General features: G+C 68.5%; 18 protein-coding genes. 1 reads left to right on the top strand and 17 read right to left on the bottom strand.

All coding sequences use genetic code 11. The features are described from left to right. Positions 1 to 5: 5 nt before the first annotated feature. The 12 genes from RS85_RS17605 to RS85_RS17550 form a co-directional block, all read right to left on the bottom strand. Positions 6 to 3839 carry a carbohydrate-binding protein gene (locus RS85_RS17605; RefSeq protein ID WP_046014754.1) on the bottom strand — a complete coding sequence of 1278 codons (3834 nt, stop codon included), beginning with the start codon at positions 3837 to 3839 and terminating at the stop codon, positions 6 to 8. After that, positions 3836 to 5416: a glycoside hydrolase family 43 protein gene (locus tag RS85_RS17600; RefSeq protein ID WP_046014753.1), complete on the bottom strand. Its 1581-nt coding sequence runs from the start codon at positions 5414 to 5416 to the stop codon at positions 3836 to 3838. The genes RS85_RS17605 and RS85_RS17600 overlap by 4 nt, the downstream gene beginning before the upstream one ends. After that, a complete protein-coding gene (locus RS85_RS17595) occupies positions 5416 to 6417 on the bottom strand; it encodes a hydroxyacid dehydrogenase (protein WP_200894863.1) in 1002 nt (333 codons plus the stop codon). Before RS85_RS17595 ends, RS85_RS17600 begins: the two co-directional genes overlap by 1 nt. Beyond that, positions 6414 to 7307, bottom strand: coding sequence for a family 43 glycosylhydrolase (locus RS85_RS17590; RefSeq protein WP_046014978.1), 894 nt, complete (start codon positions 7305 to 7307; stop codon positions 6414 to 6416). Before RS85_RS17590 ends, RS85_RS17595 begins: the two co-directional genes overlap by 4 nt. Then, positions 7304 to 9316, bottom strand: a complete 2013-nt coding sequence (locus tag RS85_RS17585) for an alpha-galactosidase (RefSeq protein WP_046014752.1) — start codon at positions 9314 to 9316, stop codon at positions 7304 to 7306. Before RS85_RS17585 ends, RS85_RS17590 begins: the two co-directional genes overlap by 4 nt. After that, positions 9313 to 9999, bottom strand: coding sequence for a hypothetical protein (locus tag RS85_RS17580; RefSeq protein ID WP_152642460.1), 687 nt, complete (start codon positions 9997 to 9999; stop codon positions 9313 to 9315). Before RS85_RS17580 ends, RS85_RS17585 begins: the two co-directional genes overlap by 4 nt. A 5-nt stretch (positions 10000 to 10004) precedes the next feature. Further along, complete coding sequence (locus RS85_RS17575; protein WP_235282480.1) at positions 10005 to 10931, bottom strand: carbohydrate ABC transporter permease; 927 nt, start codon at positions 10929 to 10931, stop codon at positions 10005 to 10007. Then, positions 10928 to 11839 carry a carbohydrate ABC transporter permease gene (locus tag RS85_RS17570; protein WP_046014751.1) on the bottom strand — a complete coding sequence of 304 codons (912 nt, stop codon included), beginning with the start codon at positions 11837 to 11839 and terminating at the stop codon, positions 10928 to 10930. Before RS85_RS17570 ends, RS85_RS17575 begins: the two co-directional genes overlap by 4 nt. A 73-nt stretch (positions 11840 to 11912) precedes the next feature. Continuing rightward, positions 11913 to 13268: an ABC transporter substrate-binding protein gene (locus RS85_RS17565; protein WP_046014750.1), complete on the bottom strand. Its 1356-nt coding sequence runs from the start codon at positions 13266 to 13268 to the stop codon at positions 11913 to 11915. A gap of 207 nt (positions 13269 to 13475) precedes the next feature. Then, positions 13476 to 14363: an ATP-binding cassette domain-containing protein gene (locus tag RS85_RS17560; RefSeq protein WP_046014749.1), complete on the bottom strand. Its 888-nt coding sequence runs from the start codon at positions 14361 to 14363 to the stop codon at positions 13476 to 13478. After that, positions 14360 to 15403, bottom strand: coding sequence for an ABC transporter permease (locus RS85_RS17555; RefSeq protein WP_046014748.1), 1044 nt, complete (start codon positions 15401 to 15403; stop codon positions 14360 to 14362). Before RS85_RS17555 ends, RS85_RS17560 begins: the two co-directional genes overlap by 4 nt. Positions 15404 to 15461: 58 nt before the next feature. Beyond that, complete coding sequence (locus tag RS85_RS17550) at positions 15462 to 16448, bottom strand: sugar ABC transporter substrate-binding protein (RefSeq protein WP_046014747.1); 987 nt, start codon at positions 16446 to 16448, stop codon at positions 15462 to 15464. 153 nt (positions 16449 to 16601) lie between these two features. Here RS85_RS17550 and RS85_RS17545 point away from each other — a divergent pair, with 153 nt between their 5' ends. After that, the gene (locus tag RS85_RS17545; protein WP_046014746.1) at positions 16602 to 17786 is read left to right on the top strand and encodes a Gfo/Idh/MocA family protein; all 1185 of its coding nucleotides are present in this window, start codon (positions 16602 to 16604) and stop codon (positions 17784 to 17786) included. A 48-nt stretch (positions 17787 to 17834) separates the two neighbouring features. Here the strand turns inward: RS85_RS17545 and RS85_RS17540 are convergent, their stop codons facing one another. From RS85_RS17540 to iolB, 5 genes are read right to left on the bottom strand one after another with little or no spacing between them, the layout of a single operon-like run. Next, a complete protein-coding gene (locus RS85_RS17540) occupies positions 17835 to 18623 on the bottom strand; it encodes a TIM barrel protein (RefSeq protein WP_046014745.1) in 789 nt (262 codons plus the stop codon). A gap of 13 nt (positions 18624 to 18636) precedes the next feature. Then, the gene (iolG, locus tag RS85_RS17535; RefSeq protein ID WP_046014744.1) at positions 18637 to 19647 is read right to left on the bottom strand and encodes an inositol 2-dehydrogenase; all 1011 of its coding nucleotides are present in this window, start codon (positions 19645 to 19647) and stop codon (positions 18637 to 18639) included. A 46-nt stretch (positions 19648 to 19693) separates the two neighbouring features. Continuing rightward, positions 19694 to 20611, bottom strand: a complete 918-nt coding sequence (locus tag RS85_RS17530) for a sugar phosphate isomerase/epimerase family protein (protein ID WP_046014743.1) — start codon at positions 20609 to 20611, stop codon at positions 19694 to 19696. Continuing rightward, complete coding sequence (gene iolD, locus RS85_RS17525; protein WP_046014742.1) at positions 20608 to 22536, bottom strand: 3D-(3,5/4)-trihydroxycyclohexane-1,2-dione acylhydrolase (decyclizing); 1929 nt, start codon at positions 22534 to 22536, stop codon at positions 20608 to 20610. Before iolD ends, RS85_RS17530 begins: the two co-directional genes overlap by 4 nt. Further along, positions 22536 to 23450 (bottom strand): 5-deoxy-glucuronate isomerase, encoded by a 915-nt coding sequence (gene iolB / locus RS85_RS17520; protein WP_046014741.1) that lies wholly within the window; start codon positions 23448 to 23450, stop codon positions 22536 to 22538. Before iolB ends, iolD begins: the two co-directional genes overlap by 1 nt. Between the last annotated feature and the right edge of the window lie 5 nt (positions 23451 to 23455).

Here is a 23455-nt window from a genome sequence, read left to right as displayed (position 1 = left end):
ACCCGTCAGTACGCGCCGAGGTCCTGCCAGGGCCCGTTCGCACTCCGCGGCTCCTGATTCCGGGTCCACCACTTCGCGCGGAACGTACGGCCGTCAAGAGCCACGACCTCGCCGCCGGTGTACACGAACGACGAAGTCCAGGCCCGCACACCGTCACCGGCATCCGGTACGAGCGCACCCTGCTCCATCCACGAGCCGGTCGACGAGCTGTCCGGTGCGACGGTGCTCGTCCACCACTGCGCGGTGTAGATCGAGTCGCCGTACGAGACCTGGTCGCCGGCATCATAGACCGCGGTCGGATCCCACGCGGGAACCGCCGACGCCGTCGTCACCGCCCCGAACAGGATCAGCTCGGCGACGTTCAGGATCTGACCGTTGACGAGGCGGATGTATCGATAAGCGGTGTCGTCCTGCACGGTCCAGGCCTGCCAGTCGAGCGTCTTCGCCGGCGCCTGCGGGGTGAGCCGCGTCCAGGTGGCCAGGTCGTTCGACCCCTCCAGCCGCATGTCCGCGATGCGCGACGTGCCGAAGCCGTCCTGCCGCACGAGCAGCTCGGCCGCGGTCAGCGAGACCGTCGTGTCCGGACCGAAGTCCCACATGTTCCCGTAGAGGCCCGAGTTCAGCCGGGTGTCGGAGTGGGTCGCGGCATTCCCGTCCAGCATCCGAGCGGTGTACTGGGTCCAGGCGGCATCGGCGACGCCGTCCGGTCGCAGCACCGTGGCATCGCGGAACGCCGAGTCGATGCGCCCGCTGTCACTCGACAGGAACAGCTTGGACCCATCGGTCGTGGCGTGGATGGTGTCGGCTGCACGGCCGTCGGCCGTGGCGAAGTCGAGCGTGAAGCCGATGCGGCCCGCCGGTGCCGCACCCGCGGGGAGGGTCGCGGTGGCGGTCCACTTCCCCGCGGATGGCGACGAGACGGTCGCGGGGAGACCCGCCACGGTGACGGCGACATCGGTGTTGCCTGCGGGACCGGTGATCGTCAGCTCGACGGTGTCGCCCGCGACCACCCGCCCGGCGACCGCGTCGCCGGAGCCGATGGCGACGGTATCCATCGTTCCGACGGCCTCGCTGCGCGTGCCGTCGATGCGCAGATCGGCGATGCTCCAGATCCCCGGGTACGCAGGATCCGAGGGAACGCCCGGCTCATCGACCTGAAGCTTGAGGAACCGGAACGTCGAGTCGCGCACCTCGCTGCGCACCGGGATCCACTCGATCGCGGCATCCGTGCCCGTGTTCGGATTCTCGGTGAGCAGCGTCCAGGTCACTCCGTCCTCCGAGCCGTAGACGTTCGTGCCCTCGGCGCGGTTGGTGAAGGTGTCTCGCGCCTGGAAGCCGAACCGCTCCGCGCTCACGCGGAAGCTCGCACCGAAGTCGAACACGATGCTCGGCACGCGCTGGTCGCCCCAGGTCGTCTGGTTGTCTCCGTCGGTGATCGCGGTCAGTTGCGCCGCCGTGAGGGGTGGAGCAATCACGAGCGAGCGGTAGTCGAGCGTGCCGTCCGGCAGCTCCGGGCTGAGCGCGACGAGGCCCGAGACCGCGTCGCCGAGGCTCCTGAGAAGCGTCGCGAAGGCGGGCGCATCCGCCGTCCCGGCCCCGTCGACCGCGGCGGCGCGCGCTTCCTCGAAGCGACCCCAGCTCACCGAGGTGTACTCCGCGCCCTCTCCGGCGCGCCCGACGAGTTCGTCGATCGCCGCCTCACGGCTCTCCGCGACCGTGATGGTCACCGGCAGCGCCGTCACCGTCGTGCCGTCGGATGCCACGACGGTCATCTCCGACTCACCCGACTGCCCGGGCGACCAGCTGAGCTCGGCGTTGTTCAGCGCCGCGCCGGACGGCGCACCCTGCAGCGCGAGGGTGACGGTCTCGCCCGCGGCATCCGTCGTCTGGATCTGGCGTGTCCACGGCTCGCCTGCGACCAGCACCGCATCGAGCGACGGCGTATCCGCGAACACCGGCGGCGTCAGCACACCGTTCGCCTGCGCCAGAAGCCCGGCGACGTCGACCTTCGCGTCCGAACCGGTCGCCCGCAGGAAGAGGATGTTCTCTCCCACGGCCCCGGGAGTCTTCGCCAGCGCCAGATCGAACCAGACGTAGCGCCACTCCCCGCCCGTGTCGGGCACGACGATCTCGGCGAACGGAGCCTCGGCCGCCGTACGCGATGCCTCCAATCGGGCAGAGCCGTCGCTGCGGACCTTGACCCCGACCAGCGACTGCGAGGCGCGATCGCCCCAGATCGCTCGTCGGATCGCGAGGCGGGCGTCGTCGGCATCCGCATCGAGACGGATGAACGACGTGCCGTCCGCTTCGTCGCGCACGGCGCCGTCGCCGAGCGGCGACCCGAACGTGCGCACCGACAGCTCGGCGCTCGGTGCGAGCGGTGCCACCGTGTCGTCGACCTCCGCGAGCTCTTCGGGGAAGGCGACCCAGTACTCCGCTCCGGTGTAGTCCGAGCCCCGATCGTTCCAGAAGTTCTGCACTCCGCTGCCGTAGTAGTAGAGCGGACCGTCCCTCTGCTCGTAAAGCTCGGCGACGTACGGTGCGGCCTCGTCGACATCGACGTCGGCGACGTAGCGGTACTGCAGGTACGCCTCGCTGAGCGGATCCTGCAGTCGGCCGCGGTAGGCCTGCGACAGCGCACCGCCCTCATTCGCGGGCACGAACGGCACCTCCTCGCCCATCATGAAGGCGTAGAACGTGTCGGCGCCCTCGAGTATGCGGTTGTCGAGGAACCCGTACGGCGAGACGGCGTCTTCCGCATCCGACACCGTGCCGTCGACGGGATCGAGCTTCGTGCCCTGCGCGTCGACGATGCGGGCGAGCGCGATGAAGATGTCGACGTCGCCCTGGCCGTGGGCCTGATCGCGCAGCATCTCCATGTGCTGCACGAACGGGGCGCCTGTGGTGTTGGCGGGGTCGTCGGCCGGGATCTCGCGGAACAGCTGGGCGAGCGATCCGTTGACGTTGCCGCCGTACAGGTCGTGCTCGCTCTCGTAGCCGGCGTTGACCGTGAACCACTCGACGCGCTCGGCATAGAGGTCGGCATCATCGAGGAAGATCGCGGGCGAGATCATGCCGATCACGCCGTACAGGTGCTGGTTCCACAGCCGGTTCTTCGAGGACAGGAAGGTCTCGAGCACGGGGCGGACGAGGTTGTCCTCGATGCGCTGCTCGTCGGCATCCGTCCAGCGGAGGTCGTAGCCGTCGAGCGTGTCGTTCACCGGGTCCGTGCTGCGGATGAGCTCGGCCGCGATGAGCATGTAGTACAGCGGCACCCCGGTGTGGATGTGGGCGTCGGGGAAGTACGCGTACTTCGCGGGGTCCAGGCCGCTCCAGGTGCGAATCACGTGCAGCGCGTTCGCCCGGTACTGCTCGTCGCCCGTGACCGCGTACTGAAGGGCCTGGGTCATGGCGCCGATGCCGTCTTTCAGCGCGCTCGTGCGCATCGCCGCGCTCGCGTACGCATCGTTCTTCGGCGTATCGGTGCCCGGCTGCGCGTTCTCGGCGCGGAAGTCGAGCGATGCGTAGCGGGTGTCGACCATCGCGTCGTAGTAGCTCGCCCATGGGTCGACGCCGGCTCGCACCTGCGTGCGCATGTTCTCGAGGTTGTCGGCCGTGAAGCCGATGCCCGGGTGCGCGAAACCGGCGTCGCTGACCGTCGGCACGATCTCGGGCAGCGGGGCCTGCATGGCGGCTGCGAGCGGCGCGCCAGCGGCCGGGGGCGCGGGCTTCGATGCGGCGGTCGCGGGCGGTGCGGCGAGGAGCGCACCGCTCAGCGCGATCACGCCCGCGGTCAGTGCACCGATCGTGCGTCGGATACTGCGTCGTCGGATCTTCATCGATCTCTCTTCCGTGTGAGCTGCAGCGATACATCAGCGAAGTCGGCCGACCAGCTGCGGCCGTCGAGATCGTCCGCACGGATGCCGAAGAACAGGCCCGTGAAGCGGAGCCGCTCGCCGTGGTCGTCGGAGAGCGTCCAGGCCGGATACGCACCCGGGACCTCGGTCCAGACGTCGTCGTCCACCGCGGCCAGGGCGAACCGGAGGTCGGGTCCGTCGAGCACAGCGCGCATCCGCACCGCGCCCTCGGGCACAGCGACCGGCGCCGAGCGCGTGGTCTGCGAGCCGTCGCGGCTCACGACCCGCACGTGGCGGCCGTTTTCGGCATCCGACCCGAGCTGCAGCCAGATCCAGCCGTTGCGGTCGTACCAGGCGATGAGCCCGGCGAGCTCGCGCGGGCTGGTCGGCGCGGCATCGAGAGTGACGTCGAAGGATGCCCGATGCTCTTCGACCCTCGTGACGATCATCGACTGATCGAAGACGGATGCCGGCGAGTGACCGCCGCGCAGCCGCAACCATCCGGGCCTCGCGGCCAGGTCGGCGGTGGCGGGGTCGAGAGGTGCGCGCAGCGTCGACCAGCGTCGCGCGTCGAGCCGCGGGGCGTCGAAGCGCTCGACGAACCCGTGCGACGCCGCGCGCTCCGGAGCGTCGCCGGCGACCTCGACCTCCACCGCGGCGTGATGGCCGCCCTGCGCGAGGCGGAGCCAGCCGTCGACGAACTCCACCTGCTGCAGGCAGGTCTCGCGGCCGAGGGTGCTGTACCGCTCGCCGAGGTGCAGGGTCGGTCGACTCGCGAGGTGCACCAGCATCCACTCGCCGTCCGGCGTCTGCACGAGCTCGCCGTGCCCCGCCTTCTGGAGCGGGAGGCCCGGGTCGTCCCGGCTGGTCAGCACGAACGGCTGGGCGTCGCGCTCATACGGTCCGAAGCGGTCGCGTGACCGCGCGACCGTGATGGCATGGTTCCAGCCGGTGCCACCCGCGGCGATCAGCAGGTGGTACCAGTCGCCGACGCGATAGAGGTTCGGACCCTCGACGAGAGTCGGCTCCTGATGGATGACCCTGGCCCCTCCCGACGTGCGCTTCTCGTCGGGCAGGTACTGCTCGAGCACGAGACCGCCGAACGACGGATGCTCGGGGCGCTGGTCCCACTGCACCCCGACCACCCAGTGCGTGCCGTCGGAGTCGTGGAAGAACGAGAAGTCGAAGCCTCGAGAGCCCAGATGCACCGGCTCGCTCCACGGGCCGTCGATGCTCTCGGCGGTGACGAGGTAGTTGTCGATGTCCTTGTCATCGCCGTCCATCGAGCGCACGATCGAGTACGCGAGCCAGAACAGTCCGTCGGAGTGCGAGAGGCTCGGCGCCCACACGCCCCCCGAGTCGGGGATGCCGCGAAGATCGAACCCCTCGTCCAGCGCATGTCCGCGCACGGTCCAGTTCACGAGATCGGTCGAGTGGTGGATGCGCACGGCCGGGTGGAACTCGAACGTGCTGGTGGCGATGAAGTAGTCGTCGCCCACCCGCAGGATCGACGGGTCGGGGTTGAATCCGCGCAGGATCGGGTTGCGGATGACGCTCATCACACGACCCCCGGCACACGCTCGAATCCGACGAAGGCATGGCCGGCGACGTAGCGTGCCACCTCGTCCACGACGTCGCGGCCCAGACGATGCAGCTCGTTGCCCGTCGCGCCCGCGATGTGCGGGGTCAGCGTGACGTTCGGCAGGCTCCACAGCTCGTCATCCGCCGCGAGCGGCTCGGGCTCGGTCACATCGAGGATCGCGTCGATCCGCCCTGCCCGCAGATGGCCGCGCAGGGCGTCGTGGTCGATCAGCGAGCCGCGGGCCGTGTTGATCAGCACCGCGCCGTCGCGCATGACGTCCAGCTCGTGAGCGCCGATCATGTGGTCGGTCTCCGCCGTCGCCGGTGCGTGCAGCGAGACGATGTCGGATGCCGCGAGCAGATCGTCGAGATCCACCTTCACACCGCCGAGGGATACAGCCTCCTCGGCCGTGGCATAGGGGTCGTAGATCAGCACGCGCAGATCGGTCGACTGCAGCAGCTGCGCGACGCGACGGCCGATGCGAGAGGCCCCGATCAGCCCGACGGTGCGTCCGAAGTTGCCGCTGTCGAGCAGCACGGCCTCGCGATCGACGGGCTTCCGGCCCTCGCGATAGAGCTGCTCGGCGTAGCGTGCGCGCTTGCCGGCGAGCACGATCGTGGCCGCGGTGTACTCGGCGACGGCCTGGGCGTTGCCCTCTCCGGCGTTCGTGAAGACGATGCCGCGTCTGGTGGCCTCCCCCGTGTCGAGCACGGCGCTCGCCGCTCCGCCGGCGAACACGACCGCGCGCAGGTTCGGCATCCGGTCAAGGAGGTCCTGGTCGACGCGCGGGCAGCCCCAGCCGGCGAGAAGGATCTCGACGTCTTCGATGAGCCGGGCGGCCGCTCTGCTGTCGAACTCCGTGAGCACCTCGGCGCTGACGTCGACCAGGTCGCGCAGCCGTTCCCGGTGCGGGCCGAAGAGGTTCTCGGCGAGAGTCGGCGGGTTCATCGCGATGATCGCGCGGGGACGGGGGTTCACAGCTTCAGCTCCTCGATGCTCCAGTCGTCGCGCCAGATCAGTTCGGCGCGACCCTCCTCGACGCGCAGGGGCAGCCAGATCGGCGCGGAGGATGCCAGGTCTTCCCGATCCCAGCGATCGCCGATGTACACGTGCGCGCCCTCGACGGGCAGCACGACGCTCACCTGCGAGTCGAACGTGCGGCTGCCGACCGGAGCGACATCCTGCCACGGCGACCAGGGGCCCTCGAGTGCCGGTGCGGTGGCGTACTTGTTGTCGTTGAGGTCCCACCCGGTGAGATCCGACCCGAACAGGTAGTACACGCCGTCGTGGCGGATGAGGGTGGGCGACTCGTATCCGATCTCGGGGCGATCCTGCTGGCGCAGCGTCGCGACCACAGCTTCGACGCCGCAGAAGTCGGGTCGCAGCCGATAGATGTGCAGACCGTTGTCGCGATCCTCGGACAGCAGGTAGCCCACGCCATCCTCCTGGTAGACCCCGATGTCGCGACTGAGGTTCCCGAGGGGGCGTTCACTGCCGAGGTACTCGTACGGGCCCTCCGGCTCGTCGGCGATGGCATAGCCGACCCGGGCGTCGGAGTAGTCGGCGCTGTCGATGTGCACGATCAGCACCCAGCGGCCGTCGGGGCGCTGCAGCGCCTTCGGACGCTCGACGATGCGATCCGCGGCGAGGTCTCCCGACCCCGCGGCGAGCGCGTCGCCGACATACTCCCAGTCCGCGAGATCGGTCGAGCGGTAACAGGCCACGGCCGTGAACCGGTCGCCGGCCGTCTTGTCCTCGCCCCAGGCGTACCAGTGGCTGCCCACCTGCCGGATGCCGATGCCGTGCAGCTGTGCGACGCGTCCGCGGTCGTCGGTGAACAGCTCGCCGGTGCGGATCGTGCCGCTCATGCTCGCGCCTCGCTGACCCGGAGCACACGCGCGCCGAGTCCCTCGACGGTGTCGATCCGGATGCCGTCGTCGCCGCTCTCGATCTTCCAGACCTCGGACGCGGATGCCGGGAACAGGGTCTCGGCGCTCCGCACGCCGGGGATCGTGAACGAACGCGGCTCCTCGGCGCGGTCCCACAGGAACAGCAGGGTCTGCGCTTCGCCGCGCAGCCCGAGGCAGACGAGATCGTCGTCCCAGCCGGGCAGACCGAGCGGCCAGAACGGCACGCTCACGGCGAGGTCCGAGCGGAGGGTCTTGTGCAGCTCGACAGCTTCGCCGACGAGTGCGCGCTGAGAGGCACGCAGCTCACCCAGGAAGCCCGAGAGGTAGAGGCGTCCGCTGAGACCGGAGACGAGCGTGAACGCCGTCTCGGCATCCGTCATCCCGACCGCCGGATACGCCCAGTTGCCCGCCTGCTCGGGGGCGATGGATGCCGGGGCGGATGCCGAGATCGGCGGGTACAGCCGGAAGTCCTGCTGGTCGCTGGTGGACTGCAGGTGCGTGCGCGACAGCAGCGCGTAGTCGGCGCGCATGGCGCCGGAGGAGCAGTTCTCGATCAGCAACCCCGGATGCCGCACCTGCACCTCGTCGAGCCAGTCGCCCAGAGCGCGGACGTGACCGAGCAGACCGTCTCCGGCTGCCGTCGCCTGCCATTCGGTGCCGGCGCCGGGGTTGATGTTGTAATCGAGCTTGAGGAAGCTCACGCCGTAGTCCCGCACGATCCGGTCGACCGTCTCGTCGAGGTGCGCGCGGGCTGCCGGATGCCGGAAGTCGAGGTGGTAGCGGTCGTGCTCGCGTACGCGCGCGCCGAGACGCCGGAAGAACGCCTCCTCGGGCAGCGTCTGTGCGACGGGGCTGTTCACGCCGACGACCTCGGGCTCGAGCCAGAGACCGGAGCGCATGCCCTTCGCGTGGATCTCGTCGATGATGCCGCGGAGGCCGGCGTCGTCGAAGCGGCTCGGGGCCTCCTGCCACTCGCCGACCCTGTCCCACCAGTCCCCGATCGCCGGGTCGGCGAACCAGCCGGCGTCGATGCAGAAGACCTCGGCGCCGGCCTCGGCCGCCGCCCGGATCAGCGGGCGCAGCGCCTCGGAAGAGGGCTGCCCCATGAGCGTGTTCATGAAGTCGTTGTAGACGATCGGCAGCTCGGGGCCGTCGACGCGCCGGATCGCGCGGCGGTGCGACGTGAGGTCGGCGATCGCGGCGTCGAAGCCTCGCACGGAGGCGGCGAGCGCGACGGGCACCGTGACGAACTCGTCGCCCTGACGCAACTCGTGGGCGAACTGGTGCTCGAGATCGGTGGGACCGAGCAGCGACAGGGTCAGACCGTCGAGACCCTGGCTGAGGTCGACGTGCCAGCCGGCGCCGCTCTCGATCTGCCACGCGACGGCCGCGCCGTCCCGGTGCACCAGGGCGCCGACGGGAAGGTGCTCCCCCGTCGACCAGGCGCCGTGGCTCGTCAGCGTGGCATGGCCGCGCCCGTCCTGCGCGTGGATGGGGAGGGAGAGCGGCGGCAGCTCGTCGGTCAGCGGACGGCGGTGCCAGCGGTTCTCCGCGAGCCATTCGCTGCGCGCGGTCAGCAGGTCGTACTCCCGACCCCCGTGCGGCCCCACGCCGAGGCCGATCGTGACCGAGCTGACGGCGGTGAGCACGACCGGCTGCGCGCTCGTGCCGCGGAGAGTGTGCTGCACCCGCACCGCGGCACCCGAGAGGGCGAGCACGGTCGTGACCTCGAGGCCCGTGTCCGGGTCGCGCTGCACGAGGGTGACCGCGTCGGGTGCGGCATCCGCTCGTTCGAGGCGCAGGCGCGCACCGAGGGCCGAGCGCACGTAGGCCTGGCTGGTGCGCGCACGCTGCTCGGCTGCCGTGAAGATCTCGACGAGTGCGGCCGGATGCCCGTCGGCGACGGCCAGAGTCGCCGGGGCATCATCACCCCACCCGATCGTCAGTCCGCCGATCCGCGCGATCATGCGCCGACCCGCTCTCGCGCACCCGCGAAGCCGAGCGTCCGGTTGCAGATCGTGGCGCACACCGCGGCGAGCGCCGGTGCCGACAACCAGGCCACCGCACCGATCACCGGAAGAGACGTGGCGAGAGTCGCGAGCACGGCGAGCAGCAGCCACACGAGTGGGAGATGAGGGCGCTGCAGCACGATCCGAGTCGCGGCGAGAGCGTACGCAGCCCCTCGGAGCGGCGAGTCCGACAGGAACGTCGACGACACCACGATCGCCGCGGCGACGGCCGCCACGGCGACGGCGCCCAGCAGCACACCGGCATCCGCTCCGAGCAGTGCCACGTCGTAGCCCAGCACCAGAACCGCGGCGCTCAGCACCAGTGCCGATCCCCAGCGATGCCGAACGGCATCGGCGAGCCCGCTCCAGAAGACCCGGGCGACGTGCGGCTCCGAGTCGAGCAGCGCGGCGGCTGCCCGCATCAGACCATGCAGCCCGGGCACGACGGTCAGGGCCGCGGCGGCTGCGGCCCAGAGTGCGAGATGCGTCGCCTGCCAGCCGACCAGCGCCTGAAAGGCCAGCAGGGGCACGAGGCACGCGACGAACGAGAGCGAGACGAGGAAGTAGCGGAACGCTCCGAGCAGCAGCGTCGCGATGATGCCGTCGTAGCCGAGGAGCCGGCCGAGGCGTGAAGTGGTCACGGTCGTCATCCCTTGACCGCCCCGACCGACATGCCCTTGATGAAGTAGCGCTGGAACGCGGCGAAGATCGCCACCGAGGGGACGATCGCGAGGATCGCACCCGTGTAGATCAGCTGCCACTGCGACGTCAGCAGACCCACCATGCGGTTGATCGCGACGTTGATGGTTCCCGCCGACGACGAGTCCAGGAACACCAGCGGAATGAAGAAGTCGTTCCACAGGCCGAGCGACTGGATGATGACGAAGGCCGAGGTCACCGGCAGCAGCATCGGGAAGACGATCAGCCAGAACGTGCGCAGGCGCCCTGCGCCGTCGACGTGAGCCGCCTCTTCGACCTCGATCGGGATGCCCTTGATGAAGCTGCAGTAGAGCAGGATGCCGAAGCTCGCCGCCCCGCCGAGATGCACCAGGATCACCGAGAGCAGGGTGCTGTAGAGGCCGACGTCGTCGAACCCCTTGACCAGCGGGATCATGCGCACCTGGAACGGGATCATGAGTCCGGCGATGAACAGCACGTACAGGAAGCGCGACGTGCGACCGCCGATCCTCTCGATGCCGTAGGCCGCCATCGGCACGATGATGACCAGCATCAGCACCGTGCCGACCGTGATTATGAGGGTGTTCAGCACGGCCTCGAGGAAGTCGGTCTGCTCGAACAGGGCGACGTAGTTGTCGAACGCGAAGGATGTGGGCATGCCCATCGGATCCTTCGTGATCTCGGCGTACGAGCGGAAGGAGTTCAGCAGCGCGTAGATCACCGGCGACGCGACGATCAGCACCAGGATGCTGAGCACCACCATCACGACGATCTCGCCGATGGACCACTTCTTCTTCTCCCGGCGCTGACGCCGAGGGCGGGGGATGCGGGCGAGCCCTGACGGGCGCTGCTCCGGTTCGATCTTCATGGTGACCTGGGTCATCGTCTCGGTCATGCCTGGATCTCCCTCTTGCGCATGTAGGCGTTCGCGGCGACGGTGCTCACGATCACCACGATGAAGAGCACGACGGCAGCCGCCGACCCGAACCCGGCCCGGTATTCCCCGAAGCCGACCTTGTAGATGAAGAACGCCATGGTCTCGCTCACGAAGCCCGGTCCGCCGGACGTCAGCACGAGCACCTGATCGAAGATCACCCATCCGGCGATCATCGCGAGCGTCATGTTGACCGTGACCGCGCCGGCGATCATCGGCCAGGTCACGTTCCAGAAGACCTTCGCGCCGCTCGCACCGTCGATCCGCGCGGCCTCGACCAGCTCCTGCGGCACGGACTGCAGGTTCGCGAGATAGATCAGGGTGGTGTTCCCACCGAGCGTGAAGCACGTGATGAAGAGGATCACCCAGATCACGATGCTGCTGTCGCCCAGCCAGTCGCGGGCCCACTCGGGCATGCCCATGTCGCGGAGCACGGTATTGACGGAGCCGAAGTTGAAGTTCAGCAGGTACTTCCAGATCGTCGCCATGATGAAGGCGCTGACCAGCGCCGGGAGGTAAACGGCCGTCCGGAAGAACCCCTGCGCGTGGTTGAGCTTGTCGAGCATGAGGGCGACGACCAGCGAGATGACGTTGATGATCAGCGCCGAGCCGAGCCCCAGGACCAGGGTGTTGCGCACGGCGTTCCAGAAGCGGCTGCTCGCGACGATGTCCTCGTAGTTCTGGATGCCGACGTAGGAGTAGTCGTCGCTGATCCCGTCCCAGTCGGTGAGGCTGAGCTGCACGGTCTGCAGCGAGGGGACGATCACCATCAGGAGATAGATCACCAGGGCCGGGAGGACGAAGCCCAGCATGGCCAAGCGCCCTCGTCCGAATCGGGGCCGCACGCGGACCTCGGTGTGTGCACTCATGTTCTCTCCTTGATCGATCAACGCTCGCCGGGATGCCGAGGGCACGGTCGGGGCCGCGCCCTCGGCGTCGGACTCAGCCGGCTGCGGCGACCTGCGCCTCGAGTTCGGCTTGCACTTTCGCGATCGTCTCGTCGATCGTGGTCTGGCCGTCCTGCATCTCGATGCGCGACTGCCGGAAGAAGGTGTTGACCGAGCTGAAGGTGCTGAGCGTGGGGGCGTTCTCGTACCAGACGAGGTTCGGGTTCTCGAGCAGCCCGAAGAAGTCCTCGGCACCGGGGATGGTGTCGTTGCGCTCGACCTTGTTGGATTCGACGATGTTGGGCGAGATCCAGCCGCTCGCCTCCATCAGGTTCGCCGCGTCGACCGAGTAGAAGTAGGTGAGGAACTCGACCGCCGAGGCGTACTCGTCCTCGTCCTCCGCCGCCTGCGCGGAGATGGCGAGGCCGCCGGCGGTGTCTCCGACGACGCTGTTCTTGAGGACGTTGATCTTGCCGTCCTCGTCGGGAATGATGAACAGCCCCGCGTCGAACTCCGGATCGACCTTGTTGATGTCCATGAGGCGGCCGAGCCCCGCCGACGAGGTGGCCATGACCGCCTGGTCGTTGACGAGAAGGGTCGTGGTCTGGGCATCCGCGGTGGACTGCCACCCTTCGAGCACGTACTCGTCCATGATCATCTTGAGCTCTTCCAGCGGAGCCTTGAGGTCGGCCACCGAGGCCTGGCCCTCCGCCGCAGCGTTCCAGAAGCCGCCCTCGTCGCTGTACTCGGCGAACACGGGCGCGGCGAGCGGCTTCCACAGCTGGTCGGCGGGCCACACCTCGGCGGCGGCGGTGGCGAGAGGAACGTCGCCGTTGGAATTGATCTCCTCGAGCAGGTCGATGAAGTCGTCGTAGGTCTCGGGGACCTCGAGCTTGTGCTCCTTGAAGTAGGTCTTGTTGTAGACGATGTTCATGCCGAGCTCGCCGTTCAGCGCGCTGTACGGCACGGTGTACACCTCGCCGTCTTCGGCGGCGGCGAAGGCATCCGGCTCGAGGAGTTCGGTGACCTCCTCGGGGATGCCGGCGAGCTTGCCGGCATCGACGTAGGTCAGGGTGTCGCGCATGTCGACGACCGCCGGCCAGTTGCCCGTGGCATCCACCGTCTTGAGTGCGGTCGCGTAGTCGGAGCCGGCGGGCAGAGGATCGAGCTTGACCTCGGTGGTGTCGCTCTGTTCGTTGAAGGCGGTGACGACCTCGTCGACGACGGCGTTCCAGGTCTCGTCGCCGGTCGCGTAGAGGAACCTGATGGTGGTCTTCTCGCCCGGCGCCGCTGCCGCGTCGCCGTCTCCGCCCCCACCGGCGCAGCCGACGAGCGCGAGAGCAGAGGTCGCGACACCGGCGGTCACCAGAAGGAAGCGGCTGCGTGCCGTCCGCGTCTTTGCGTTGTGCATGTGATCTCCCTTGATTCGTGCCGGACTCTCGTCGGCAAGAACGACGGTAGCCGAGCGGATAGCGGTTTCCAAGCACTTTCTGTAACTAGTTGCACATTGATGCGGAAGCAGCCAGGATCGACGATAGCGACGCTTGTCGTGCCCGGAGGGCGGAGACACGACAGCGAAGCCCAGCGTCACGTTGACGCTGGGCTTCGCCGGGGTCGGTCAGTCGACGCGCGTGTCGGACGGATCCCGCAGAACACCGGGAAGGCTGTCGGCCTCCTTCTCGATCTCCCGCACGAGCGAAGAGTCCGGGCCGAGAGTCTGTTCGAGCTCGTGGGCCAGGGAGTCCAGTTCGGCGCCGCCGGCCATGAGGCTGGTGAGTTCCGCGAGGTCGATCTCCGACTTCTCGTAGTTACCCAGGCTCGTGCCGCGGTTCAGCAGCAGGAATCGGTCTCCCACAGGGAAGGCGTGGTGCGGGTTGTGCGTGATGAACACCACGCCGAGCCCCCGGTCGCGCGACCGCGCGATGTACTTCAGAACGACACCGGACTGCTTGACTCCGAGCGCGGCCGTCGGCTCGTCGAGGATTAGCACGCGGGCGCCGAAGTGCACCGCGCGGGCGATCGCGACGCACTGGCGCTCCCCGCCGGAGAGTGTTCCGATCGGCTGATCCACGTCACGCAGGTCGATGCCCATGTTCGCGAGCTCGGTGTAGGTGACCTCTTTCATCCGCTTCACGTCGAGGCGGCGGAGGGGACCCCGCCCCTTCGTGAGCTCGGAGCCGAGGAAGAAGTTGCGCCACACGGGCATCAGCGGAACGACGGCGAGATCCTGATACACCGTGGCGATTCCGGCATCCAGCGCCGCTCTCGGTGAAGAGAAGGTGACGGGTTCGCCATCCAGGAGCATCTCTCCTTCGCTCGGCGTGTGAGCACCGGCGAGCATCTTGATGAATGTCGATTTCCCCGCGCCGTTGTCGCCGAGGACGCAGGTCACCTGGCCGGCGTTCACCGTCGTCGAGACGCCGCTGAGCGCGTTGATCGCCCCGTAGCTCTTGCCGACGTCGCGGACCTCGACCACGGGGATCGCGGTCGCTGTGGTCGTGCTCATTTCGTCCCTCCGGCTCGAAGACGCACCCAATGGTTCAGGAAGACGGCGAGCAGGAGCATCGCGCCCAGGAAGGTGCGAAGCCAGTTCGTGTCCCACTGCGCGAACGTGATGCCCTGGAAGACCATCCCGTAGATGAGGGCGCCGAGTGCGGCGCCGATCGCCGACCCGAAGCCACCGGTCATCAGGCAGCCTCCGACGACGGCGCAGATGATGTAGATGAATTCCTGACCCACACCCGTGTTGGCCTGCACCGTCGAGGTGCGGAACAGCGAGATCATTCCGACGAGCCAGGCGGCTCCTGCCGTCACCATGAACAGGCCGATCTTGGTCTTGAGCACCGGAACGCCCACCTGGCGCGACGAGTTCAGCGCACCGCCGACGGCGAAGATCCAGTTGCCGGAGCGGGTGCGCAGCAGCACCCAGGTCGCGAGTGCCGCGACGAGGAACCACCACAGCACGGAGATGTAGAACGTGCCGCCGCCGATCTGCATCGAAGACCCGAACACGGGCTGGATCGTGTCGTAGAACGGCACCTTGGTCATCCCCTGGATGGCGACCTGTCCCGTGATGAGCTTCGTGACGGCCAGGTCGATGCCGGCGAGGACGAAGAACGTGCCGAGGGTGATGATGAAGCTGGGCAAGCCCGTCTTCATCACGAGGATCCCGTTCAGCGCACCGATCGCGAGCGCTGCAGCGAGCGAGATCACGGCGGCGACCCAGATGTTCACGCCATAGTGCGTGGTCAGGACTCCGACGATGAGAGCGGTGAATCCCGTCATCACGCCCGCCGACAGATCGAACTCGCCGCCGATCATGAGTAGAGCGACTGCGACCGCCATGATGCCGAACGTCGAGGCCGATTCGAGCCAGACACCGGCACCCGCCATGGTCATGAACGTGTCCGTGTACACGGAGAAGAAGATCATCACCGCCAGCGCGGCGACGAGTGCCCCGATCTCCGGGCGGGCCAGCAGCCGTCGCACCGGCTGACGCTCCATTCGCGGTCGCGTCGCGATCGTCACTATGTCCGTCGTGGTCATCGTCGGCTCCTTTCTCGAGCAGGAGCCGGAGGTGTGCCCTCCGGCTCCGCGGGGTGGGTCAGCGCGTGCCGTTCTTCGCGAACTCGGCGACCTCGGCCGCGTTGTCCTTCGTGACGAACGCGGGACCGGAGTAGACCGGCTGACCGCCGCCGATGTCGTTGCCGTTCAGGCTCTTCAGGTAGAGCGCGGTGACACCCAGGAAGCCCTGTACGTAGGGCTGCTGGTCGACCGCGAACAGGATGCTGTCGGCCTCGATGGCACTGACGACGTCCTCGGAGAGATCGAAGGTCGCGACCTTCGCCGCGCTGCCGGACTCCTCCACGGCGCCGACGGCGTCGATCGCGTACTGGCCGCCGAGGGTGAGGACGGCGTCGATCGAGGGATCAGCCTGGAGCTTCGACTTGATCGTCGCCTTTACCTCGGCGTCGTTGGTGCCGTCGACCTGGAGGTTCTCCATCGACCCGCTGAAGGCCTCGGTCGCCGCGGCGCATCGCTCTTCCAGGCCGATGTTGCCGGCTTCCTGGATGACGCAGAGCGCCTTGGTCGCGCCTTCCTCGCCGAGCCGTTCGCCGACGGCCGCGCCAGCGATCGACTCGCTCTGCCCGATGTGGGTGATCGCCCCGAACTCCTTGAACTTCTCGAGACCGGAGTTGATCGTCACGACCGCGATGCCTGCCTCGACCGCGCGCTCCACACTGTCCTTGACGCCGTCCGGGTTGGCCATCGAGACGACGATCCCGTCGACTCCCTGCGCGATCGCGTTGTCGATGAGCTGCGACTGCTTGGCCGGATCGGGGTCGGAGTTGTAGGTCACGTCGACCCCGTAGTCGCTGCCGGCCTGCTCTGCGCCCGACTTCACGCGATCCCAGAAGGAGTCGCCGGGGGCGGAGTGCGTCACGACCGCGTAGGTGAAGCCCTTCGACTCGGTGTCGGCGCCTCCACCTCCGTCGCCGTCGGTGGTTTCCTGACCGGTGCCCGAGCAGGCGGACAGCAGCAGGACTGCCGAGGCCACCAGTGCCAGGCCGCCGAGGAGGCGCTTGTTCATGTGATTTCCCTTTCGGTGAGGAACGCAGTCGACATCGACTGATCGCATCCTGTGACGTCGGTGTCGGGGAGATTCTGACATCGACGATGAATGTTTGTCAAGACATTCTGTCAATGCGTAGAGTGGGCACACATCTCCGCTGAAAGGACAGCCATGACCAGCAGGGCGCACATCGGTGTGGGGCTCATCTCCGTCGGATGGATGGGGCGCCTCCATTCCCGCGCGTATCTGGCAGCACCCCGGCACTATCCCGATCTGCCGGTGACGACCGAACTCGTCGTCGCAGCCGATACCGATCCGCACAGCCGCGCGCATGCGACCGACGTCATCGGCTACCGCGAGGCGGTATCCGACTATCAGCAGGTGCTCGATCGGGACGACGTCGATGTGGTCTCCATCTGCTCGCCGAACTTCCTCCACCACGAGATCGCCATGGCCGCCATCGCGGCCGGCAAGCCGTTCTGGATCGAGAAGCCGATGGGCCGGAGTGTGCGCGAGTCGAGCGAGATAGCCAGAGAAGCGGCGGCAGCCGGACTGATGACGGCGGTGGGGTTCAACTACCGTCATGCCCCGGCGGTCGCGCATGCGAGGAAGCTCGTGAGCGAAGGGGCACTGGGGACGATCACCAACGTGCGCATCGCGCTCATCGCCGACTACTCGGCCGACCCTGACGGTGCCCTCACCTGGCGATTCCAGCGCGACCGCGCCGGGACCGGCGTGCTGGGCGATCTGCTCTCACACGGCGCCGACCTGGCGCAGTACATCGTCGGACGGATCTCGTCAGTCAGCGGACTGACCGAGACCTTCATACGCGTCCGCCCGCTGCCCGCGTCGGGCGCGGCCAGCCACTTCAGCAAGGGGGCGAGCGGCGGCCCCACGGGGGACGTCGAGAACGAGGATTATGCCGCGGTCCTCGCCCGCTTCGACTCGGGAGCGGTCGGCGTGCTCGAATCGAGCCGCGTCGCGATCGGTCCCCGCGCGGAATACCGGCTCGAGGTCTACGGCACCAAGGGGTCGCTGCGCTGGGACTTCCAGCGACTCAACGAGCTGCAACTCGCCGACGACACCTCCGGTTACCGCACGATCATGGTCGGACCGGGGTACGGCGATTTCGCGAACTTCCAGCCCGGCGCCGGGACGAGCATGGGCTTCGACGACCTGAAGACGATCGAGGCGTCGCTGTTCCTGCGATCGGTCGTGGAGGCGCGTCAGCTCGCGCCCTCCGCTGCCGACGCTTGGTCGGCATCCGAGATCGTCGATGCGGCGGTGCGCAGCGCCGCGTCCGGCTCGTGGACTCCGGTCGCCGCCGTCGAGGGCACGACCACCTACGACGCCTGACGGAAGGGGCGGGCGATCCCCATCGCCCGCCCAGCCTCCCCTGACCGATCAGCCGGCGAAGGCCGCGCGGAAGGCGCGGAGCGCATCCTCCGGGTCGGACGACGCCCATGCCTCCAGACCCACCACGCCGTCGTACCCGAGATCACGCAGCGCGGCGGCGACCGCCTCGTAGCGGATCTCACCGGTGCCGGGCTCGCACCGCCCCGGCACGTCGGCGACCTGGATCTCGCCGATCCACGGCAGCGCCTCCCGCACGAGTTCGATGAGGTTCCCCTCCCCGATCTGTGCGTGATAGAGGTCGAGATTGAGGCGCAGTGCCGGCGAGTCGACGGATCGGACGAGTGCGAGAGTGTCGGCCGCGCGGGCGAAGGGCGTCCCCGGATGATCGACTGCGGTGTTCAGATTCTCCAGCGTGAAGACACGGCCCGCACGGGCGCCGAGTTCGGCCAGCCGTGCGAGCGTGTGGGTCGCGAGGCCCCAGTCGGAATCGCTCACGCTCTCGCGCGGATGCATCGGTAGGCCGTTCGGGTCCAAGCCGGTGCCGTGCAGATTCAGCCGCGGCGAGTCGATGACATCCGCCATCCGTAGCGATTCCTCGGCCGTGTCGAGCAGTTGCGCGATCCCGTCCTCGGTGATGAGGTCGCCGCGGAGGTAGCCCGTCATCGAGGAGAAGACCGCTCCGGTCGCTGCCAGGGCGGGCAGGTCCTTCGTGCTCCAGTCCCAGATCTCCACCTCGAAGTCGAGGTCATGCAGCCTGCGTACCCGGTCCTCGAAGGGGAGCTCTGTGAAGAGCATCTCGGCCGATGCAGCCAGTCGGAACGTTCCTGGTGTCGTCATCAGCGCCTCCCGATCAGCCGAGCGACACGGGCACGACGACACGCTCGGTGGCCGAACGCTGGGCTGCGTCGGCGAGTACGAGTGCCGCGCGGCCGTCCTCGAACGTGGGACTCGTGGAGGCTCCGCCGCGGGCGAGCTTGATGAACTCGCGCAGTTCGGCCGCATAGGCCACGGCGTATCGCTCGAGGAAGAACTGCTCGTACGGGGGCTTCGCCTCGACCGCGTCGGCGGTGGACAGGCTCACCAGGCTCGAGGGGGCGTTGGCGACGTGCAGCACCCCTCGTCCGCCGAAGGCCTCGATGCGCTGGTCGTACCCGACCGAGCTGTGTCGCGAGTTGACGATCGTGACGATCGCGCCGGATGCCGCGCGCAGCGTCGTCACGGCGGTGTCGAAGTCCCCGTGCTCCCGGGCTCCGTCGTCGAACGTCGTGGTGCCGACCGCCGACACCTCCACGATCTCGGGCAGGAAGAAGCGCGCCATGTCGAAGTCGTGGATCGTCATGTCGCGGAAGATCCCCCCGGACACGGCCACGTACGCCGCGGGCGGAGCCGACGGGTCGCGGCTGATGATCGTCAGCTGCTCCAGCGCACCGATCTCACCCGCAGCGACCCGAGCCCGGGCGCTGGCGAACGACGGGTCGAAGCGGCGATTGAACCCCAGCGCCACCGGTACACCGGCGGCGGCCACCTTGGGCCGCAACGCGTCGACGCGCGCGATGTCGAGATCGATCGGCTTCTCGCAGAGCACGGGGATGCCGGCATCCACCGCCTGCGCGATCAGGTCGACGTGCGTCGGCGTCGGCGAAGCGACCAGGACGGCATCGACCCCGCCCGAGGCGAAGATCTCGTCGGCATTGTCTGTCGCCGTGCCCCCGTAGGTCTCGGCCACGGCCCGGGCGCCATCGACGAAGGGATCGGCCACCCAGCTGAGCATCGCCTCCGGATCAGCGGCGATGCTCGCGGCGTGGACCTGGCCGATGCGACCGGTCCCGATCAGGCCGAAGCGGAGGGGTGTGTGAGTCATCGGTGTTCCTTGTCGTGCTCTCGGTGGTGGATGGATGGAAGGGAGGTCAGGCCCAGGTGTTCAGAACCTCGCGGTTGCGGACCTGGTCGGCGGCGCGCGCGGCACGGAAGTCGGCGACGGAGATGTCGGGCCCGTTCAGCACGTCCTGCTCCACGACGATCCACCCGTCGAAGCCACGGCGCTCGACCGCGTCCATCACCGCGGTGAGATCGATGTCTCCCTGGCCGAACGCGACGAAGGCGCCGGACGACCACACCTCCGGCATGCCGCCGCCGGCAGCGAGGACGCGTCGCAGTTCGGAGAGGTCCACATCCTTGAGATGCAGATGATTGATCCGGTCGCCCCAGCGCGACACCGCCTCGAGCGGATCGCCCCCCGCGATGAACAGGTGCCCGGTGTCGAGCGTCAGATCGATGTCGACGTTCGCCAGGAATCGATCGATCTCATCGGGCGATTCGACGAAGGTTCCGGCGTGATGATGGAACGTGGGCTCGAGCCCGGCGGCGCGGACCAGTGCGGCGGCGCGCTCGGTGTTGGCGATCAGCCGCCCCCATGCGACGTCGGTGAGGCGATCCACCTCGCCGCCGCGGCCAGGAGACGCCCGTCGGGCCGCCGAGCCGTCGTCGGCGAGCGTCGGAAGCGGAAGGCGGGAGGGGCCGTCCTCGGCCGCCTCGGAGAACACGCGCAGAGCATCGTGCAGATCGGGGAGCGCCGCCTCGAATGCCTCGTCGTCCGAAAAGGGAAGCTGCACCCATCCGCCGGCGAGATCGAGGCCGTGACCCTTCAGCCGGGTGCGGAGCTGCTCCCCGCGACCGAAGTACCCCAGCGGGCCGAGATCGACGCCCCGGTAGCCCGCTGCGGCGAGGATCTCGAGCATGTCGTCCGGCTGGATCGTCTCGGCGCCCTCCGGGGTCATCTCGAACACGCCGAAGCTCACCGGCGCCCCTGCGACTGTCGCCTTCATTCGCCCGACTCCTGTCCCAGCAGCGGCCGCTGCGTGATGCGCAGCCGCTCGTACTCCGTGCGCGCCCGCTGGCTCGACGGGAGGCTCGACACCTCGGGGACCGGCACATCCCACCAGCCCTCTCCCCCGGGCGCGTAGACGCGGGGATCGCTCTCGATGTGGATGACGGTGGCCCTGTCGGAGGCCTTCGCCGCCGTGACCGCAGCCGCGAGGTCGGTGACCGCATCCGGGCCGGCAGCGATCTCGATGACGTCGAGGCCATAGCTGCGAGCATTCATGGCGAGATCGACGGGGAGCTTCCGCTCCCCTTGGAAATTGCGCTCGTCAGGGTCGTACTCGCGGTACATCGTGCCGAAGCGCTCCGATCCCACGGTCTCGGACAGATGCCCGATCGAGGCGTACCCGTGGTTCTGGATCAGGATGACGATCAGATTGATGCCCTCGGCGACCGCGGTCACGAGCTCGGTGTTGAGCATGAGGTAGGACCCGTCGCCGACCATGACGATGACGTCTCGGTCGTCGCCGTCGGCGAGCAGTCCCCGCTTCGCGCCGAGCCCCCCGGCGATCTCATAACCCATGCAGGAGAACGCGTACTCGACGTGGTAGCCGAGGGGATCCCGCACTCGCCACAGTTTGTGCAGGTCGCCCGGAAGCGAGCCCGCAGCCTGCACGATGACGTCTCTCGCGGCGCTCGCGCCCTGGATGGCGCCGATGATCTCGGGCTGCCCCGGAAGAGCGCGTCCGCGGGGGGTGAAGGCGTCGTCGACGAGCGCGTCCCACCCCTTCTTCTCCCGTGCGACGTGCTCGGCGTGCTCGCTCGGGACCCGATACCCCTGGAGCTCGGTCGACAGCGCAGCGAGCGCCTCCCTGGCATCCGCGATGAGGGGGAGCTGCGAGCCGTGCTTGTAGGCGTCGAACGATGCGACGTTGATGTTGACGAATGCCACGTCGGGGTTCTGGAATGCCGTGCGCGATGCGGTGGTGAAGTCGCTGTACCGGGTGCCGATGCCGATGATGATGTCGGCCTCGGCGGCGAGCCGGTTGGCGGCGAGCGTTCCGGTGGCCCCGATGCCGCCGAGGTTCTGCGGATGATCCCAGTTGAGCGTTCCCCCGCCCGCCTGCGTTGTGGCGACGGGGATCCCGGTCGCTTCGGCCAGAAGACGCAGGTGATCTTCGGCGCCCGAATAGATCACGCCCCCGCCGGCGACGATGATCGGCTTCTTCGCGGCGCGGATCGCGGCGACCGCGCGGGCGAGCGGTGCGTGCTCGGGAAGCGGACGACGGATGTGCCATTCGCGGTCCTGCAGGAACTCGAGGGGCACATCGACGGCCTCGGCCTGGACGTCTTCGGGAAGCGCGATCGTGACGGCACCGGTCTCTGCTGGATCGGTGAGCACCCGCATCGCGGCGAGCGCGATCGAGTAGAGCTGCTCGGGGCGCTGGACGCGGTCGAAGAACTTAGAGAGCGGACGGAAGGCGTCGTTGACGGTGAGCCCGGTGTCCCATGGCTGCTCGAGCTGCTGCAGCACCGGGTCGGCCACCCGCGTCGCGAACGTGTCGCTGGGCAGCAGCAGCGCCGGCAGGCGGTTGGTGGTCGCCAGCGCGGCACCGGTCAGCATGTTCGTGGCGCCCGGCCCGACGGATGCCGCCGACGCGAGTGTCGCGCGACGACGGTGCATGCGGGCGAACCCGACCGACTGATGCACCATCGCCTGCTCATTGCGTGCCTGGTAGTAGGGCATGAGGTCGGGCTGCTCGACGTTCACCTGCTTGAGCGCTTGGCCGATGCCCGCGACGTTGCCGTGGCCGAAGATGCCGAACATGCCGGGGATCGTGCGTTCGCGGATGTCGCCGTCGACCGTCCACTGGTGTCCGAGGAACTCCACGAGAGCCTGACTGACCGTCATCCGCTTCGTCGTCGCCATCACTGCCGTCCTTCTGTATCGTCGCCGAAGGGCAGGCGGACATCGACCTGCTGCCCTCTCCAGGTGTCGCGCACCCACGCGTGCGCAGGGTCGTCGCTGATGAGCCATTCGCGTTCGGGATCCGGGCCGGCCATCACGTTGAGGTAGTACAGGTCGTAGCCCGGTGCCGCCACGGCGGGGCCGTGGTAGCCGTAGGGCACGAGCGCGATGTCTCCGGAGCGCACCATCGCGTTGATGTCGATCTCGCCGGCGGGCGAGGAGTACGCGCTGAACATCCCGAACGCCGCTGTTTGCGTGGCACCCGAGCCCGCCGCGGGAGCGGCTTCGAAGTAGTAGATCTCCTCGAGGCGCGACTCGCGGCCCGGCACGTGCTCGTCGTGCTTGTGCGGCGGATACGACGACCAGTTCTCGGCGGGAGTGATGACCTCGCACACGATGAGGCGCGCGGCGTCGAGCGCCTGCGGGGTGCCGAAGTTGTGCACCTGACGACTGGATGCTCCGGCGCCCCGCAGCTCGACGGGTGTCTCGGCTGCGGTGATGTGGCGGCTCGGCCTCACGACGGTGGTCGGCGACGTCGCGACGGCGACCCGGCCCTCTCCCGTCAGCTGCGCCGTGGAGTCGGCGGACAGGTAGAGCACATCTGTCGGACCCTCGAAGACGGAGGCACGCCCGACGAGATGCGTCGAGGTCGTCGATCCGGCCGCGGTGTGGACGATGTCGAACGAACCCGCGAGAGGGATGACGATGCGCTCGACACCCCTGTCCGACAGGTACAGAGAGTCACCCGATGTGATCTCGGCCACGCGGATGCCGGTGTGCTCCCAGCCGGGGGTCTGCTCGTCGACGATGCTCTCCCAGCCGTCGTGGGTGAGCGCGCCCCGCCGGTGGAACCAGCGCTGGTTCGTGGTGCTCATACCGG

Source organism: Microbacterium sp. SA39 (assembly GCF_000967865.1).
Classification (GTDB): Bacteria; Actinomycetota; Actinomycetes; order Actinomycetales; family Microbacteriaceae; genus Microbacterium.
This window is presented reverse-complemented; position numbering and strand designations above follow the sequence as displayed.

Excerpts from the sequence above, each read along its gene's own strand:
- RS85_RS17605 (WP_046014754.1), bottom strand. The coding sequence starts at position 3,839 with ATGAAGATCCGACGACGCAGTATCCGACGCACGATCGGTGCACTGACC.
- RS85_RS17600 (WP_046014753.1), bottom strand. The coding sequence starts at position 5,416 with ATGAGCGTCATCCGCAACCCGATCCTGCGCGGATTCAACCCCGACCCG.
- RS85_RS17590 (WP_046014978.1), bottom strand. The coding sequence starts at position 7,307 with ATGAGCGGCACGATCCGCACCGGCGAGCTGTTCACCGACGACCGCGGA.
- RS85_RS17585 (WP_046014752.1), bottom strand. The coding sequence starts at position 9,316 with ATGATCGCGCGGATCGGCGGACTGACGATCGGGTGGGGTGATGATGCC.
- RS85_RS17575 (WP_235282480.1), bottom strand. The coding sequence starts at position 10,931 with ATGACCGAGACGATGACCCAGGTCACCATGAAGATCGAACCGGAGCAG.
- RS85_RS17570 (WP_046014751.1), bottom strand. The coding sequence starts at position 11,839 with ATGAGTGCACACACCGAGGTCCGCGTGCGGCCCCGATTCGGACGAGGG.
- RS85_RS17565 (WP_046014750.1), bottom strand. The coding sequence starts at position 13,268 with ATGCACAACGCAAAGACGCGGACGGCACGCAGCCGCTTCCTTCTGGTG.
- RS85_RS17560 (WP_046014749.1), bottom strand. The coding sequence starts at position 14,363 with ATGAGCACGACCACAGCGACCGCGATCCCCGTGGTCGAGGTCCGCGAC.
- RS85_RS17555 (WP_046014748.1), bottom strand. The coding sequence starts at position 15,403 with ATGACCACGACGGACATAGTGACGATCGCGACGCGACCGCGAATGGAG.
- RS85_RS17550 (WP_046014747.1), bottom strand. The coding sequence starts at position 16,448 with ATGAACAAGCGCCTCCTCGGCGGCCTGGCACTGGTGGCCTCGGCAGTC.
- RS85_RS17545 (WP_046014746.1), top strand. The coding sequence starts at position 16,602 with ATGACCAGCAGGGCGCACATCGGTGTGGGGCTCATCTCCGTCGGATGG.
- RS85_RS17540 (WP_046014745.1), bottom strand. The coding sequence starts at position 18,623 with ATGACGACACCAGGAACGTTCCGACTGGCTGCATCGGCCGAGATGCTC.
- iolG (WP_046014744.1), bottom strand. The coding sequence starts at position 19,647 with ATGACTCACACACCCCTCCGCTTCGGCCTGATCGGGACCGGTCGCATC.
- RS85_RS17530 (WP_046014743.1), bottom strand. The coding sequence starts at position 20,611 with ATGAAGGCGACAGTCGCAGGGGCGCCGGTGAGCTTCGGCGTGTTCGAG.
- iolD (WP_046014742.1), bottom strand. The coding sequence starts at position 22,536 with ATGGCGACGACGAAGCGGATGACGGTCAGTCAGGCTCTCGTGGAGTTC.
- iolB (WP_046014741.1), bottom strand. The coding sequence starts at position 23,450 with ATGAGCACCACGAACCAGCGCTGGTTCCACCGGCGGGGCGCGCTCACC.